Below are 14,121 nucleotides of genomic sequence, written 5' to 3'. Positions count from 1 at the left end.
CTTGGTTCTGAAATGCGTGATTGTGCGCAGGCGCCGGGGCGGCGAACATCCGTGCTCATCCGAGAACACGCCAAGGAGACAAACCGCATGAAGTTCGCCGCCCCCCGCGCCATCGCGCGCCGTACCGCCCTTGCTGCCCTGCTGGCCGCACCCCTGTGGGCCGCGGCCCAGGCCAGCTACCCCAGCCGCCCCATTGTGATGGTCGTGCCGCAGGCCGCCGGCGGCACCAACGATATCGTGGGCCGCCTGGTGAGCCAGAAGCTGGGCGAGGTGCTGGGCGGCGCCACCGTGGTGGAGAACCGGCCCGGTGCGGGTGGCAACATCGGCACGCAGTTCGTGGCCAAGGCGCCCAAGGACGGCTACACCCTGCTCATGACCATCAGCAGCAGCCAGGCCATCAACCCGGCCCTCTTCAAGAACCCGGGGTTTGATCCGGTCAAGGACTTCAAGCCCGTGGGCCTGATCGGTGCTGTGCCCAACGTGCTGCTGGTGAACCCCGACTTCCCGGCGCGAAACATGGCCGAGCTGGTGGCTTTGGCCAAGGCCAAGCCGGGCCACTACCAGTACGCATCGGCCGGCAATGGCACGCTCAACCACCTGCTCGGTGAAATGCTCAACAGCATGGCCGGCATCCAGCTGCAGCATGTGCCCTACAAGGGCGTGGCCCCGGCCATCAACGACGTGCTGGGCGGGCAGTTGCCGATGGTGTTCGCCAGCATGCCGTCGGCCCTGGCGCACATCAAGGCCGGCAAGCTGCGCGCGCTGGCCGTGAGCGGCGCGACGCGCTCCCCCGTGCTGCCCGACGTGCCCACCATCGCTGAAACGGTGGCCGGCTACAACGGCACGCTGTGGATCGGACTGTTCGCGCCCGCGGGCCTGCCGGCTGACATCCAGACCAAGCTGCAGGACGGCATGGCCACGGGCATGGCCGCCAAGGACCTGCGCGAGCGCCTGGAGGCGCAGGGCGTGGAGATCGCGCCCAAGACCACGCCGGAGCAATTCGCCGCGCTGTTGCAGGAGGACCTGGCCAAGTGGGCCAAGGTGGTCAAGACCTCCGGCGCGACAGTCGACTGAGCACGGGAGCCAGCCAATGACCCGCCCCCTGGACCACATCACCGTGGTGTCGCTCGAGCATGCGATCGCCGCCCCGTTCTGCACCCGCCAGCTGGCCGATCTGGGCGCTCGTGTGATCAAGGTCGAGCGCCCCGGCGGCGGCGACTTTGCGCGCGACTACGACACAAGGGCAGAGGGCATGGCCTCGCACTTCGTCTGGGTCAACCGCTCCAAGGAAAGCCTCACGCTGGACCTCAAGCAGCCCGAGGCCCTGGCCGTGCTGTGGGAGCTGCTGGCTAGCGCCGACGTGCTGGTGCAGAACCTGGCGCCCGGCGCCACCGCGCGCATGGGCCTGTCGTGGGAGGCGCTGAGCAAGCACAACCCGCGCCTCATCGTCTGCGACATCTCGGGCTATGGAAGCGATGGCCCCTACCGCGACAAGAAGGCGTATGACCTGCTGATCCAGAGCGAGGCGGGCTACCTGTCGGTGACCGGAACGCCCGAGGAGCCCTGCAAGTCGGGCAACTCCATCGCCGACATCGCGGCGGGCATGTACGCCTACACGGGTGTGCTGGCCGCGCTGATGCAGCGCGAGAAGACGGGGCAGGGCTCGCGCATCGATGTCTCCATGCTCGAATCGCTGGCCGAGTGGATGGGCTTTCCGATGTACTACGCCTACGGTGGCGCCACGCCGCCGCCGCGCAATGCCGCATCGCATGCCACCATCTACCCCTATGGCCCCTTCCCGGCCGGCGATGGCAGCACAGTGATGCTGGGCCTGCAGAACGAGCGCGAGTGGAAGCTGTTCTGCGAACATGTGCTGCTGCAGCCGCAGTTGGCCGCCGACCCGCGCTTTGACAGCAATGCCCGGCGCAACGCGCACCGGGCCGAACTCCGGGCCCTGATCCTCGCCGTGTTCGGCACGCTCACGGCCGCGCAGGTCATCGAGCGGCTGGAAGCGGCGCGCATTGCCAACGCGCGCATGAACACCATGGCCGAAGTCTGGGCGCACCCGCAGTTGCAGGCGCGCGGCCGCGTGCAGCAGGTGGACACGCCCGAAGGGCCGCTCGACGCTTTGCTGCCGCCCGGCGCGCACAGCAGCTTCGACTACCGCATGGACCCGATACCCGCCGTGGGTGAGCACACCGAGGCCATCCTGCGCTCGCTGGGGCGTGGGGAGGGGCACCTGGCGGCGCTGCGCGCCAGCAAGGCCATCTGATGGCAGTGCCGTCCACCCACCAGGCAATGGCCCGCGCGACGGCCTTCCTCTTCGTGCCCGCCACCCGGCCCGAGCGCATCGCCAAGGCCCTGGCCAGCGGCGCAGGTGCGGTGGTCGTGGACCTGGAAGACGCGGTGGCGCCCGATGAAAAGGCGGCCGCGCGCACGGCCATGCTGGCCGCCGTGAAGGCCCTGGACCCAGTGCAGCGCGCGCGCCTGCTGGTGCGCACCAATGCCGTCGGCACACCCTGGCACAGCGACGACGTGGCGGCCGTGGCCGCCTGCGTGGCCCTGGGCCTGGCCGGTGCCATGCTGGCCAAGGCCGAGTCGTCAGTGGCGCTGGCCGCCGTGGCCCAGGCGCTGGGCCCGCAAGGACTGCTGGTGCCGCTGGTCGAATCGAATGCGGGGCTGGATGCGCTGGATGCACTGGCCCAGGCGCCGCAGGTGGTGCGGCTGGCGTTTGGCCACCTCGACTTCCAGGTGGACTTGGGGCTGGAATGCGCTGCCGACGAGGCCGAGCTGCTGCCCGTGCGCTTGGCGCTGGTGCGCGCCTCGCGCCGCGCCGGGCTGGCCGCGCCGGTGGATGGTGTGACCACGGCCACCGACGACCTGGCGCGCCTGGCCGAGGACACGGCGCGCAGCCGGCGCATGGGCTTTGGCGGCAAGCTGTGCATTCACCCTGCGCAGGTGGCGCCTGTGCAGGCCGCCTTTGCGCCCGACCCTGCCGCGCTCGCGTGGGCGCGCCGCGTGCTGGACGAAGCGCCTGCGCATGGCGGGGCGGTGTTCCGGCTCGACGGCCGCATGGTCGACGCGCCGGTGTTGGCGCTGGCGGCGCGCCTGCTGGCCCGCGCAGGGGATCAGCCGACGGCAGTCTGATTGCGCCCCTGTGCCTTGGCTTGGTAAAGCGCCTGGTCGGCGCGCGTGAGCATGGCGTCCAGCGTGTCGCCGGGGCCGCTCCATTGCGTCAGGCCGATGCTCACCCGGCAATCGAGCGGGTGGCCTACGGCCAGCGTGGCGTGGATGCGCCGGGCCACGTTGAGCGCCGCGACGGCATCGGTGCCGGGCAGCACCACCATGAACTCTTCGCCGCCATAGCGGCCCATGCGGTCGGGCGTGCGCAGCACGGACAGGGTGCGCTGCACGAAGTGGACCAGCACCGCATCGCCATGCTGGTGGCCGCAGCTGTCGTTCACGGCCTTGAAATGGTCCAGGTCCAGCATCATCAGCGAGGGGCCGCCGCCGTAGCGGCGCGCGCGCTCCAGTTCTTCTTCACAGCGCTGCAGCAGCGCGCGCCGGTTGAGCGCCGGGGTCAGCGAGTCGTGTGTGGCCAGGTGTTCGAGTTCGGTGCGCAGCCGGTCGGTGGCCATGAGCAGCGCGCCGATGGAGAGCATGAGCACCGTGAGCGCGTAGGCGCCGATGTACAGGTTCTGGTAGACCGATGGCTCCATGAGGTTGTCGCCCGCGAACCCCGCGAAGATGGAGCCAAGCCGCACCAGCAGCACGGCGAGGTGCAGCACCAGCACCACCTCCACCAGCCGCACGGGGAAGTTGCTGCCCCCGTGGCGCAATAGAAAGCGCAACTGGGCGCCGTAGATGCAGGACATCACCAGCGTGAAGAAGGAGAGCCGCACGCTGTAGTTGGGCCAGCCGAAGGACAGCCAGGTGAAAACCCCGAAGCACACGGCCAGCACCCCGCCCCAGATGCGCCAGGTGTGCGCATGCCCCAGAAAGGCGCGGGTACCCATGTAGTAGGTGATGGTGCCCAGCACCAGCAGCATGTTGGCCCCCACCAGACTCATCCAGTCGGGCAGCAGGCCGCGCGCGCTGAAGAGGGCGGTGGATGCCAGCCAGAACACCGGTGCCGCCGCCCACGAGCCGATGCCCCGGATGTGGGCCGGGTAATAGCGCCGCATGCAGGCCAGCACGATGGCCATCAGGGCGGACATGAATCCCGCCAGGGCGATCATGGAGCGAGGGTCGAGATTCGTCATCCTGCAGTACTGCGGTGGGACGGGGGGCGCCTCGTAAAGAAATGTTTCTGCGACTGGCCAGTATAGCCAGCGACCGGGCAGCATGGGCCTTTGTCCAGTGTGCGCAGATGGTGCCGAATGGCGTATGTGGCCGGAGCGCGACGTTCGTTTTTGGTGCCGCAAGCCCCTGGCAGGCGTGGTTGCGCACGATGTCGGTGCATTTTGTATACAAATTGCCAGAAACATTGTGCGCAAAAGCTGGCACGTGGATTGCGTAGACCCTGGCATGCAAGACACCACGCCTGCCCAGCCCCCGGCCGCCATCGAGATCGTGGCGCTCACCAAGCGCTACGCCAGCGGCAAGCCCGCCGTGGACGCCATCGACCTGCGTATCGCCAGCGGCAGCTACTGCTGCCTGCTGGGGCCTTCGGGCTGCGGCAAGAGCACCACGCTGCGCATGATCGCCGGGCACGAATCGGTGACCAGCGGCGACATATTGCTCGAAAACCGCAACATCACCGACCTGCCCGCCGCCGCGCGCGGCACGGCCATGATGTTCCAGAGCTTCGCGCTGTTCCCGCACCTTTCGGCGCTGGACAACGTGGCCTTCAGCCTCAAGATGAAGGGCGTGGCCAAGGCTGAGCGCCAGGCCAAGGCGCGGGATCTGCTGGAGCGCGTGGCCATGGGCCACCTGGCCGAGCGCAAGCCGGCCGAGCTCTCGGGCGGGCAGCAGCAGCGCGTGGCGCTGGCCCGCGCCCTGATCACCCAGCCGCGCGTGCTGCTGCTCGATGAGCCCTTGTCGGCGCTGGACCCCTTCTTGCGCATCCAGATGCGTGCCGAGTTGCGCCGCTGGCAAAAGGAGCTGGGCCTGACCTTCATCCATGTGACCCACTCGCAGGAAGAGGCCATGGCCCTGGCCGACACCATGGTGGTGATGAACCACGGCGTGATCGAGCAGGTGGGCTCACCGCACGAGGTCTACAACCGGCCTGCCAGCGAATTCGTGGCGCGCTTCATGGGCGGCCACAACGTGATCGATACGGAGGGCGGCAAGGTCGGCGTGCGCACCGACCACCTGCAGGTGCTGCCGCAGGGCACGCCGCTGCCCTGGGGCGCCCTGCACATGCAGGCCGTGGTGACCGATGTGGAGTACCAGGGCACCTACGTGCTGCTGGGCCTGCAAAAGCAGGGCGTGGCCCTGTCGGCGAATGCCACGGCCGCCTACTCGGTGATGGTCTCCGAAGCCGCTTTTGCCGCACAGCCCTATGCGGTGGGGCAGGCGGTGCAGTTGCACTGGACGCCCGAGCAGGCCCATCCCCTCTCCCCGCAGGCGGTGCCTGTGTCCGCGCCCGTGGTGACGGCCACTGCCCAGGCCGTGCCGGCCTGAGTTTTCCTCTTTCTTTCGTTGTCCGCTGTCTGTTTCCACCCCTCCACTTTGCAAACCAAGGAGCTCTCCCATGTCCGACGACTCTCGTGCCGATTCCCCCGCTGTAGCCTCTGACACCACCGGCGTGCAGCGCCGCTCGCTGCTCAAGGGCACGGCGGGCATCCTGGCCGCTGGCGTGTTCCCGGCCGTTCACTCGCAGGAAAAGATCGTGCTGCGCTACCTGGGCACGGCGGTGAACCAGGACAAGGCCATTGCCGAGAAGTTCAAGGCCGACACCGGCATCGAGATCCAGTACGTGGCCGTGACCACCGACGACGTGACCAAGCGCGCCGTGACCGCGCCCAACAGCTTCGACCTGATCGACACCGAATACTTCTCGCTCAAGAAGATCGTGCCCACGGGCAACCTCAAGGGCATTGACACCAAGCGCATCAAGAACGCCGACAAGATCACCACGCTGTTCACCAACGGCATGGTGGCCGGCAAGGCCGTGGGCGACCAGGGCACCGCGCCCAAGAAGGTGATCTACCTGGAAGGCGAGAAGTCCAAGAAGTTCGCGACCGCGCCCACGCAGTTCATGTCGCTGATCCCCACCGTGTACAACGCTGACACGCTGGGCATTCGCCCCGACCTGATCAAGCGCCCCATCAACTCCTGGGCCGAGCTGCTCAACCCCGAGTTCAAGGGCAAGACCGCGATCCTGAACATCCCCTCCATCGGCATCATGGACGCCGCCATGGTGGTCGAGGCCATGGGTATCTACAAGTACCCCGACAAGGGCAACATGACCAAGAAGGAGATCGATCTCACGATCAAGACCCTGATCGAGGCCAAGAAGCAGGGCCAGTTCCGCGCGCTGTGGAAGGACTTCAACGAGTCGGTGAACCTGATGGCGTCGGGCGAGGTGGTGATCCAGTCGATGTGGAGCCCGGCCGTCACGGCCGTGCGCACCAAGGGTATTGCCTGCAACTTCCAGCCCCTGAAGGAAGGCTACCGCGCCTGGGCCGCCGGCTTCGGCCTGCCGGCCACGCTGTCGGGTCGCAAGCTCGACGGCGCCTACGAGTTCATCAACTGGTTCCTCGATGGCTGGGCCGGTGCCTACCTGAACCGCCAGGGCTACTACAGCGCCGTGCTGGAGACCGCCAAGTCCAAGATGGAAGCCTACGAGTGGGCCTACTGGATGGAAGGCAAGCCCGCCACGCAGGACATCAAGAGCCCCAATGGTGACGTGCTGGCCAAGACCGGCGCGGTGCGCGACGGCGGCAGCTACGAGTCGCGCATGGGCGGCATCGCCTGCTGGAACGCACTGATGGACGAAAACAACTACATGGTCCAGAAATGGAATGAATTTGTAGCTGCATAAGAGGGGCCGTCACGCCCGCCAGGGCGTGCCCCGCTGCCCCGAGCGGGGGCGGCATGCCCTGCGCGCGGCGCAGGGCTTTCACAGGTTATTCCAAGACACCATGAGCACCACCACCACACCGACTCTGCCATCGAGCGCCGCCCCCGGGCGCGGCATTGCCGCCTGGTGGCAGGCCGCGCCGTTCACGCTGGTGTTCGCGCTGTTCTTCCTCATTCCGCTGGCGCTGATCGTGATGGTCAGCTTCTGGGATTTCAACGAGTACGAGCTCTTGCCTGGCTTCACGTTCAAGAACTACATCTCGATCTTTGCGGGCTGTGGCGACACGTCAGAGGGCCTGTGCGTCACGCTCAAGACGTATTACTCCACGCTCAAGTTCAGTTTTCTCGTGTGGCTGATCACGCTGGTGATCGGCTTCACCGTGGCCTATTTCCTGGCCTTCCATGTGCGCTCGTCGGGCATGCAGACGCTGCTGTTCGTGCTGTGCACCATCCCGTTCTGGACCTCCAACGTGATCCGCATGATCTCGTGGGTTCCGCTGCTGGGGCGCAACGGCCTGGTGAACCAGAGCCTGATCAGCATGGGCATGGTCGATCAGCCCATCGAGTGGCTGCTGTTTTCGGACTTCTCGGTGGTGCTGGCCTTCGTGCACCTGTACACCATGTTCATGATCGTGCCCATCTTCAACAGCATGATGCGCATCGACCGCAGCCTCATCGAGGCGGCCAGCGACAGCGGCGCCAGTGGCTGGCAGACGCTGTGGAACGTGATCGTCCCGCTCTCGCGCACCGGCATCATCATCGGCTCGATCTTCGTGATCACCATCATCATGGGCGACTTCGTCACCATCGGCGTGATGGGTGGCCAGCAGATCGCCTCCATCGGCAAGATCATCCAGGTGCAGACTTCGTACCTGCAGTTTCCGCTGGCCGCAGCCAACGCCGTGATCCTGCTGGCGGTGGTGCTGATGATCATCTGGGGCCTGACCAGGCTCGTCGACATCCGCAAAGAGCTGTGATCCCACACGCTGCCGACAAACCCCACAGGACACCCGCATGAAAGCCCGCATCCGCGAATCCCGCCCGGCCAGCTTCTGGCTGCTGGCCATCGTGTTCAGCCTGTTCGTGCTGTTCATGTACGGGCCCATGTTCGTCATCTTCATCCTGAGCTTCCAGGGCCCCGAGGGCGGGCTCACCTTCCCCATGCGCGGCGTCTCGTTGCACTGGTTCTACAAGCTGGCCGAGGGGCTGGGCGTGGTGGACATTGGTGCGGCGCTCTGGCGCTCGCTGGGCCTGGGCGTGGCGGTGATGCTGTGCACGGTGGTGCTGTCGGTGCTGGCCGGCCTGGCCTTTCGCAAGCGGCTGGCGGGTGGCAACACGCTGTTCTTCATCGTCGTGGCCAGCCTGATCATGCCGTCCATCATCGTTTCGCTGGGCATCGGGCTGGAGTTCCGGCTCATCGACAACGGCATCAAGGCCGCCCTCGAATGGCTGGGCATGGAGAGCACGCTGGAGGGCTACGGCACCTCGCTGGGTCTGTTCACCTCGGCCCTGGGCGCACACCTGACCTGGACCTTGCCGTTTGGCCTGCTCATCATGTTCGCGGTGTTCAACCGCTTCAACCCGGCCTACGAAGAGGCGGCGCGCGACCTGGGTGCCACCCCCTGGCAGGGCTTTGCCCACGTGGTGCTGCCGCTGATCGCGCCCTCGGTCGTGGGCATCGGCATGTTCGGCTTCACCCTGAGCTGGGACGAGATCGCTCGCACCTCGCAGGCCATTGGCGACGTGAACACGCTGCCGCTGGAGCTGCAGGGCCTGACCAGCACGGTGACCACGCCGTCCATCTACGCGCTGGGCACGCTGACCACGGTTGTGTCATTCGTGGTCATGGGCATCACGCTGGCGCTGGTGTGGGCGTTGGGCCAGCGCAAGAAAGGGCGGGCCGGCTGAGCCGCACGCCATGAGACTTCCATGCGCATCCGTGCCGACGATTCCATCATGACCGCCGCCCCGAAGCCCCGGCGCCGTGCTGTTGCGGCCAAATCCTCCGAGCCGGCCGACCTGCCTGCCGACAGTGCTGCAGCCACGAGCGGCCTGCTCAGCGACAACGATATGTACGAGCGCATGGTCTCGGCCATCCTCGACCACCGGCTGCCTCCGGGCACCAAGCTGGTGGAGGACAAGCTGGCGGCGGCCTTCGGAGTGTCGCGCACGCGCGTGCGGCCGGTGCTGGTGCGCCTGGCCAACGAGCAGGTGGTCACGCTCACGCCCAACCGCGGCGCGTCCATCGCCCAGCCCACCCCCGAAGAGGCGCTCGAAGTCTTCGAGGCCCGCCGCCTGCTGGAGCCGCGCCTGGTGGAGCTGTTCATCGCCAACGCCACCGACGAGCACATCGCCGCGCTGCGCGCCTGCATTGACGACGAAGAGGCCGCCCGCGCCAGCGGCGACATGCGCCGCGCCATCCGCCTGTCGGGCGACTTCCACCTGCACATCGCGCAGGCTGCCGGGCACCAGACGCTGGGGCGCATCCTGCGCGAGCTGGTGTCGCGCACCTCGCTGATCCTCATGACCTACAGCCCCAGCCATGCGCGCGAGCGCGAGGAGGCCACCGCCTGCGGTTGCCGCGAACACCGCGCGCTGATCGACGCCATCCGCCTGCGCGACGCCAAGGAGGCCGCGCGCCGCATGCTCGACCACTTGGCGCGCATCGAGTCGCAGCTGGAGTTCACCCCGCCCGCGAGCGAGGCGCCGGATCTCATGAGCCTGCTGGGAATGGCGGGCTGAGCAGCATGCGCCACCTGCTGGTCATCAATCCGAACACTTCGCCCAAGGTCAGCGCGCTGCTGCAGCAGCATGTGCAGGCCGCTGCGGGATCGCATGTGGTGGTGCGCACGGCCACCGCACGCTTTGGCGCCCCCTACATCGCCTGCGAGGCCAGCTACGCCGTGGCCGCGCATGCCGCGCTCGATGCCTGGGCGCTCGACTTGTCTACCCAGTCCTCGGCACCCAGCGCTGTGCTGATCGGCTGCTTCGGCGACCCCGGCCTCATGGCCTTGCGCGAAAGCAGCCCCGTGCCCGTCACCGGCCTGGCCGAGGCCTCCTTCATCGAAGCTGCGCGCCACGGCCGCTATGCCATCGTCACCGGCGGCGAGCGCTGGGGCCCCATGCTGCAGCGCCTGGCCCAGGCCTTGGGCCATGCCCATTCGCTGGCCGGCATCCACACCGTGGCGCCCACCGGCGCCCAGCTGGCAGCCGACCCCATGACTGCGCGTGCGCTGCTGGCCCAGGCCTGCCGCGACGTGGTGCGCCAGATGGGCGTGCAGTCCGTGATCCTGGGCGGCGCGGGCCTGGCCGGTATGGCGGCGGCCGTGCAGTCCCAGGTAGGGGTGCCGGTGATCGACAGCGTGGTCGCGGGCGCCCATTGGGCCCTGCGGGCGAATGCCGTACCCCCGGAGCGCAGCGTGCCGGCGTTCGATGTGGCGTGGGAAGGGGTGTCGGGGGAGATGGCTGCGCTGGGTTTGCCGCGGGGCGGATAGCTCCGCAGCCCTCCGTCAGCCCGGCGTAGCCACCCGCTCCATGCGCGTGAGCGGCAATGCCTCGTCTTCGCTGGCGGCCCTGGGCAGCACGAAGTTGAACACCGAACGCGTGAACGGCGCGGTGATACCCAGCGATTCGTAACCTGCCGGCGCCACATTGCGCTCCAGCGCCACGATCAGCCCATCGCGCGTGGCAAAAGCGAAGTCGTCGTCGATGTAGCTGTCACCCGGAATATTGACTTGCGTGGTCAGCGTGCGCATGCCGGGGGCGGCCACCAGAAAGTGGATATGCGCGGGCCGCTGGCCATGGCGGCCCAGCAAGGCAAACAGCTCATGCACCGGCCCCACGGGCGGGATCGCATAGCCCGGTGGCAAATAGCTGCGAAAGCGGTAGAAGCCCTTGGCATCGGTCTCGATGCGCCGGCGCAGCTCGTACGGCTGCATGCCGGGCATGAAGTGCGAGTAGCCGCCTTTCTCGTTGGCATGCCACACGTCCACCATCGCATGGGGCACGGGCTGGCCATCGAGGTCCAGCACCTGGCCTTCCATGATGAAGATCTCGCCCTTGGGCTCGCCTTCGTCGACCCGCACTTCCACCTGGAAGGTAGGGGCGCCCGCCACGAATAAGGGGCCCTCGATCGCACGGGGCGTTCCGCCCTCGCGTCCAGCCTTCTGGTCCGCCTCGTCGGCGCGGATGTCGAGCAGGCGGTCGAATCCCAGGCCGGCCGTGATCAGGCCCGTCTGGCCCGCGGCACCCAGGCGCGTGAGCCAGGCGGTGGCAGCCCAGAATTCGTCGGGGGTCACGTCGAGCTCGTCGATGGTCTTGAACAGGTCGGTGACGATGCGCTCGGTGAGCTGGCGCACGCGCGGGTTGCCAGGGGCGATCTTCTTCGTGTTGACCAGTTCGAGCAACTGGGCCTGGGTGAGTTCTGCCATGTTTTTGTCTCCTCTGTGGGGTGGTTCGTGGGAAGGAATTGCCGGGGTGTTGCTCAATCGAGCTTGATGTTGCGCTCCGCGATCAGCTGGGCCCAGCGCTCGGACTCGCGTGCCAGGTGCTTGGCGAGTTCGGCGGGCGTGGAGCCCACGGGCTCGGCGCCGATGGTCTCGAAGCGGGCCACCACGTCGGGCTGCTTCATCGCATCGCGCAGGGCAGCGTTGAGCTTGTTGACGATGGGCGCGGGCGTGCCCGCAGGCATGAACACCGCGAACCAGGGCGAAACCTCGTAGCCCGGCAGGCCGGCTTCGGCCAGGGTGGGCACATTGGGCAGAGTGGCCGAGCGCTTGGCCGTGGTCACGCCCAGGGCGCGCAGCTTGCCCGACTGGATGTGTGGCCGCGCCGAGGTGATGCTGTCGAACATGTAGTTGATCTGCCCGCCCAGCAGGTCGGCCACGGCCGGGCCGCTGCCCTTGTAGGGGATGTGCAGCATGTCGATCTGCGCCAGCGAGTTGAACACCTCGCCCGCCAGGTGGATGGAAGTGCCGTTGCCGGCCGAGCCATAGGTGAGCTTGCCCGGCGCCTTGCGCGCGGCGGCGATCACGTCGGCGGCGGTCTTCACGTCGGGCTGGGTGGCATTGGTCACCAGCACGTTGGGCACCACGGCCAGCAGGCTCACGGGGGCGAAGTCCTTGATGGGGTCGTACGACAGCTTTCCGTACAGCGGCTTGTTGGTGGCCATGCCGATGGACGTGATCATCAGCGTGTAGCCGTCGGCCGGCTGCCTGGCCACGAACTCGGCGCCGATGTTGCCGCCCGCGCCGGCCTTGTTCTCGATCACGAAGGGCTGGCCCAGCGCCTGGCCGGCCTTCTCGCCCAGCGTGCGGGCAATCGCGTCCATGGCGCCACCGGGCGGGAAGGGCACGACCCAGCGGATGGGCTTGTTCGGCCAGTTGGCGCCCGGTGCCTGGGCCTGCGCGGCGGGCCAGGCAGCCATTGCCATTGCGGCGCCCAGCAGGCCGAGCACCTGTTGTCGTTTCATCATCATCTTCATTTCTTGTCTCCGGGTCTTGTCTTTGTAGCGGCTGTCAGATCGCAGAGGGATGCCGTGCCAGCGGCGTCACCGAGATCTTCATGAACGGGAACAGCGGCAGGCCCTGCAGCAACTGGTGCAGCTCGTCGTTGGAGGCCACGTCGAAGACGCTGTAGTTGGCGTACTCGCCCACCACGCGCCAGATGTGCGGCCAGCGGCCGTCGCGCTGCAGCTCCTGCGAGTAGGCCTTTTCGCGGGCCTTGATGTCGTTGGCCTGGTCGGCGGGCAGGTCGTGGGGGATGTGCACATCCATGCGGACGAGGAACAGCATTGTTGGGGTCTCCTTGCTTGCTTGTTTGTTTAAACGGTGGCGGCCTGGCGGCCCAGGTCGATGTGGATGGGCGCCTTGCCTTCGCGGGCGCGGTCGAAGCGGTCGAGCTGCGCCAGCGACACTTGCACTCCAAAGCCCGGGCCGTCGGGCAGTTGCAAGGCAAAGTCGGCAATTGGCATCTGGGTTTCCACGATGTCGTCCACCAGCAGTTGCGGGCCGAACAGTTCGCAGCCATGGTGCTGGCCCGTGAGGGTGGAGAACACGTGGGCCGATGCGGCGCTGCCCAGCGAGGTTTCCAGCATGGTGCCGCCGTACCAGCCGATGTCCGCCGCCTCGGCAATCGCCGCCACCTTGCGCGTGCGCAGCAGGCCGCCGTGCTTGGCCACCTTGAGTGAGAACACGTGGCAGGCTTGGCCGCGCGCCAGGGCCATCGCGTCCTGCGGGGTGCACACGGTTTCGTCGGCCATGATGAGGGCGCTGTCACCCAGCGCTGCGGTCAGGCCCTTCAGGGCCTCGATGTTCCAGTGGGCCACGGGCTGCTCGATGAGCGTCACGCCGGCTTCCACCAGCTGCGGCAGGTAGCGGCGCGCGGTGTTGCCGTCCCAGGCCTGGTTCACGTCCACCGTCAGCGTGGCGCGGCCCGCGAGGCCGCGTGCGATCCGGGTCACGTGGGCCACGTCGTCGGCCGGGGCGTTGGCGCCGATCTTCATCTTGAAGATGTGGTGGCGGCGCTGCTCCAGGCGCAGCTGGGCTTCCTCCAGGTCGCGCTCCACGTTGCCGCTGGCCAGGGTCCAGGCCAGGGGCAGGCTTGCGTGCACCTTGCCGCCCAGCAGTTGCCAGGCCGGCAAGCCCAGGGTGCGTGCCACGGTGTCGATGAGTGCCATTTCGACGGCGCTCTTGGCAAAGGCATTGCCCTTGCAGGCCTTGTCCATGCGCGCCAGCGCCGCCTCGAAGCCGCCCGCACCCTGGCCCAGCAGGGCAGGGGCCAGGTACTGGGTGATGGCGTGGTGGATGCTCTCGGGCGACTCCTCGTTCCACGAAGGGCCGCCGATGGTGGCCGCCTCGCCAAAGCCGCAGGCGCCATTGGCCAGCCACAGCTGCACGATGACTGGGCTCTGGCGGCTGATGGAGCCGAACGAGAGCTTGTGCGGGCGGATGGTGGGGATGTCCAGGATGCGCGCTTCGATGCGCTCGATGGTGAAACCACCGGGGTGGTTGTTCATGGGGGCGGGCCTTCGGTCGATTGGGGAAACATGGGTTCAAGGCGAAGCTTAGTTTTTGCCCGCCTGCAAATCCAATG

At 67.6% G+C, this 14,121-nt stretch carries 14 protein-coding genes; 9 read left to right on the top strand and 5 right to left on the bottom strand.

Translation table 11 applies throughout. From position 1 onward, the window contains the following. Positions 1-87: 87 nt before the first annotated feature. The 3 genes from ACSQ9E_RS18385 to ACSQ9E_RS18375 are packed head-to-tail and all read left to right on the top strand — an operon-like array spanning position 88 to position 3,147. A complete protein-coding gene (locus tag ACSQ9E_RS18385; protein WP_436218767.1) occupies positions 88-1,074 on the top strand; it encodes a tripartite tricarboxylate transporter substrate binding protein in 987 nt (328 codons plus the stop codon). Positions 1,075-1,090: 16 nt separating this feature from the next. After that, entirely contained in the window at positions 1,091-2,272 is a 1,182-nt protein-coding gene (locus ACSQ9E_RS18380; protein ID WP_436218766.1) for a CaiB/BaiF CoA transferase family protein, read from the top strand. Continuing rightward, positions 2,272-3,147, top strand: a complete 876-nt coding sequence (locus ACSQ9E_RS18375) for an HpcH/HpaI aldolase/citrate lyase family protein (protein WP_436218765.1) — start codon at positions 2,272-2,274, stop codon at positions 3,145-3,147. The genes ACSQ9E_RS18380 and ACSQ9E_RS18375 overlap by 1 nt, the downstream gene beginning before the upstream one ends. On the opposite strand, the gene ACSQ9E_RS18370 is transcribed toward ACSQ9E_RS18375, so the two are convergent. Further along, positions 3,129-4,262 carry a GGDEF domain-containing protein gene (locus ACSQ9E_RS18370; protein ID WP_436218764.1) on the bottom strand — a complete coding sequence of 378 codons (1,134 nt, stop codon included), beginning with the start codon at positions 4,260-4,262 and terminating at the stop codon, positions 3,129-3,131. The genes ACSQ9E_RS18375 and ACSQ9E_RS18370 overlap by 19 nt on opposite strands. 265 nt (positions 4,263-4,527) lie before the next feature. Between ACSQ9E_RS18370 and ACSQ9E_RS18365 the strand changes: the two genes are divergently transcribed. The 6 genes from ACSQ9E_RS18365 (at position 4,528) to ACSQ9E_RS18340 (ending at position 10,523) form a co-directional block, all read left to right on the top strand. After that, on the top strand, positions 4,528-5,628 hold the full coding sequence (locus tag ACSQ9E_RS18365) for an ABC transporter ATP-binding protein (protein ID WP_436218763.1): 1,101 nt from the start codon (positions 4,528-4,530) through the stop codon (positions 5,626-5,628). Between the two features lie 70 nt (positions 5,629-5,698). After that, positions 5,699-6,991, top strand: a complete 1,293-nt coding sequence (locus ACSQ9E_RS18360) for an ABC transporter substrate-binding protein (protein ID WP_436218762.1) — start codon at positions 5,699-5,701, stop codon at positions 6,989-6,991. Positions 6,992-7,091: 100 nt separating this feature from the next. Beyond that, positions 7,092-8,006 (top strand): ABC transporter permease, encoded by a 915-nt coding sequence (locus ACSQ9E_RS18355; RefSeq protein WP_436218761.1) that lies wholly within the window; start codon positions 7,092-7,094, stop codon positions 8,004-8,006. A 37-nt stretch (positions 8,007-8,043) separates the two neighbouring features. Next, positions 8,044-8,937, top strand: coding sequence for an ABC transporter permease (locus ACSQ9E_RS18350; RefSeq protein WP_057263804.1), 894 nt, complete (start codon positions 8,044-8,046; stop codon positions 8,935-8,937). 21 nt (positions 8,938-8,958) lie between these two features. Further along, a complete protein-coding gene (locus ACSQ9E_RS18345) occupies positions 8,959-9,771 on the top strand; it encodes a GntR family transcriptional regulator (RefSeq protein ID WP_436218760.1) in 813 nt (270 codons plus the stop codon). A gap of 5 nt (positions 9,772-9,776) precedes the next feature. Beyond that, the gene (locus ACSQ9E_RS18340; protein WP_436218759.1) at positions 9,777-10,523 is read left to right on the top strand and encodes an aspartate/glutamate racemase family protein; all 747 of its coding nucleotides are present in this window, start codon (positions 9,777-9,779) and stop codon (positions 10,521-10,523) included. 15 nt (positions 10,524-10,538) lie between these two features. On the opposite strand, the gene ACSQ9E_RS18335 is transcribed toward ACSQ9E_RS18340, so the two are convergent. Genes ACSQ9E_RS18335 through ACSQ9E_RS18320 form a run of 4 tightly spaced genes read right to left on the bottom strand, consistent with a single transcriptional unit; the run spans position 10,539 to position 14,044 of the window. Beyond that, positions 10,539-11,459, bottom strand: a complete 921-nt coding sequence (locus tag ACSQ9E_RS18335) for a dioxygenase (RefSeq protein WP_436218758.1) — start codon at positions 11,457-11,459, stop codon at positions 10,539-10,541. A gap of 53 nt (positions 11,460-11,512) precedes the next feature. Continuing rightward, on the bottom strand, positions 11,513-12,502 hold the full coding sequence (locus ACSQ9E_RS18330; protein ID WP_436220235.1) for a tripartite tricarboxylate transporter substrate binding protein: 990 nt from the start codon (positions 12,500-12,502) through the stop codon (positions 11,513-11,515). A 43-nt stretch (positions 12,503-12,545) separates the two neighbouring features. Further along, positions 12,546-12,821, bottom strand: coding sequence for a muconolactone Delta-isomerase (gene catC / locus ACSQ9E_RS18325; RefSeq protein ID WP_305746470.1), 276 nt, complete (start codon positions 12,819-12,821; stop codon positions 12,546-12,548). Between the two features lie 29 nt (positions 12,822-12,850). Next, the gene (locus ACSQ9E_RS18320) at positions 12,851-14,044 is read right to left on the bottom strand and encodes a muconate cycloisomerase family protein (protein WP_436218757.1); all 1,194 of its coding nucleotides are present in this window, start codon (positions 14,042-14,044) and stop codon (positions 12,851-12,853) included. Between the last annotated feature and the right edge of the window lie 77 nt (positions 14,045-14,121).

The organism is Acidovorax sp. LjRoot118 (genome assembly GCF_964253575.1).
Taxonomy (GTDB): Bacteria; Pseudomonadota; Gammaproteobacteria; order Burkholderiales; family Burkholderiaceae_C; genus Acidovorax.
Note: the sequence above shows the minus strand (reverse complement) of the source record. Positions and strands in the feature narration are given on the sequence as shown.

Bases quoted from the DNA above. Each gene is read 5' to 3' on its own strand.
- ACSQ9E_RS18385 (WP_436218767.1), top strand. From the start codon at position 88: ATGAAGTTCGCCGCCCCCCGCGCCATCGCGCGCCGTACCGCCCTTGCT.
- ACSQ9E_RS18380 (WP_436218766.1), top strand. From the start codon at position 1,091: ATGACCCGCCCCCTGGACCACATCACCGTGGTGTCGCTCGAGCATGCG.
- ACSQ9E_RS18375 (WP_436218765.1), top strand. From the start codon at position 2,272: ATGGCAGTGCCGTCCACCCACCAGGCAATGGCCCGCGCGACGGCCTTC.
- ACSQ9E_RS18370 (WP_436218764.1), bottom strand. From the start codon at position 4,262: ATGACGAATCTCGACCCTCGCTCCATGATCGCCCTGGCGGGATTCATG.
- ACSQ9E_RS18365 (WP_436218763.1), top strand. From the start codon at position 4,528: ATGCAAGACACCACGCCTGCCCAGCCCCCGGCCGCCATCGAGATCGTG.
- ACSQ9E_RS18360 (WP_436218762.1), top strand. From the start codon at position 5,699: ATGTCCGACGACTCTCGTGCCGATTCCCCCGCTGTAGCCTCTGACACC.
- ACSQ9E_RS18355 (WP_436218761.1), top strand. From the start codon at position 7,092: ATGAGCACCACCACCACACCGACTCTGCCATCGAGCGCCGCCCCCGGG.
- ACSQ9E_RS18350 (WP_057263804.1), top strand. From the start codon at position 8,044: ATGAAAGCCCGCATCCGCGAATCCCGCCCGGCCAGCTTCTGGCTGCTG.
- ACSQ9E_RS18345 (WP_436218760.1), top strand. From the start codon at position 8,959: ATGCGCATCCGTGCCGACGATTCCATCATGACCGCCGCCCCGAAGCCC.
- ACSQ9E_RS18340 (WP_436218759.1), top strand. From the start codon at position 9,777: ATGCGCCACCTGCTGGTCATCAATCCGAACACTTCGCCCAAGGTCAGC.
- ACSQ9E_RS18335 (WP_436218758.1), bottom strand. From the start codon at position 11,459: ATGGCAGAACTCACCCAGGCCCAGTTGCTCGAACTGGTCAACACGAAG.
- ACSQ9E_RS18330 (WP_436220235.1), bottom strand. From the start codon at position 12,502: ATGATGAAACGACAACAGGTGCTCGGCCTGCTGGGCGCCGCAATGGCA.
- catC (WP_305746470.1), bottom strand. From the start codon at position 12,821: ATGCTGTTCCTCGTCCGCATGGATGTGCACATCCCCCACGACCTGCCC.
- ACSQ9E_RS18320 (WP_436218757.1), bottom strand. From the start codon at position 14,044: ATGAACAACCACCCCGGTGGTTTCACCATCGAGCGCATCGAAGCGCGC.